We start from the raw sequence: 587 nt of genomic DNA, 5'->3' as shown, positions 1-587 counted from the left end.
GTAGCTTTCAGTGAGCAGGGCTGAGTCTGCAAAGTCACTTGCGCCTAATTTGTCGCGGTAGTTACGTTTTGCCCAGTCACACAGTTGTGTGTATTTAGTATCAGTTAAAATAACCTCAGGGTTTACCGCAGCAAGTTCTTGCTCGTTAAGGGCTACACGTAAACGCAAGCACGCAGGGCCTCCGCCATTTTGCATACTTTGGCGCAGGTCAAAAAACTGCACTTGGTTTACTGGGTTATCAGCCATAATCATTTCTTCAATGTAGGCGTTAACCGCGCTGTTGCGTTTACACTCTTGTGGTGCCACTAACAGCATTGAACCATCTTCAAGGCTCACTAACTGGCTATTAAATAAGTAACTACTTACAGCATCGGAAATACTTACTTTGTCGGTAGGTACTTCAATAATGTAAAATTCTTTATTGCCTACATACGCTTCGCGAATATCTTGCAGTGCCAGTGCTTGGTTTAAAAATGCTTGCTGGTGGCACAGTAATACATTGGCGTTACCTACTGCAATTACATCATTATGAAACACACCTTGGTCTATTACGTCTGGGTTTTGCTGTAGTAAAATTTGGCTTGAAT

The 587-nt window shown here is 42.8% G+C and carries 1 protein-coding gene; it reads right to left on the bottom strand.

Translation table 11 applies throughout. The features are described from left to right. The coding region (locus V7660_RS17190; protein WP_335604276.1) for an N-succinylarginine dihydrolase at positions 1 to 587 on the bottom strand (587 nt) is incomplete at both ends.

Source organism: Hyphomonas sp., assembly GCF_036964145.1.
Classification (GTDB): domain Bacteria; phylum Pseudomonadota; class Alphaproteobacteria; order Caulobacterales; family Hyphomonadaceae; genus Hyphomonas.
Note: the sequence above shows the minus strand (reverse complement) of the source record. Positions and strands in the feature narration are given on the sequence as shown.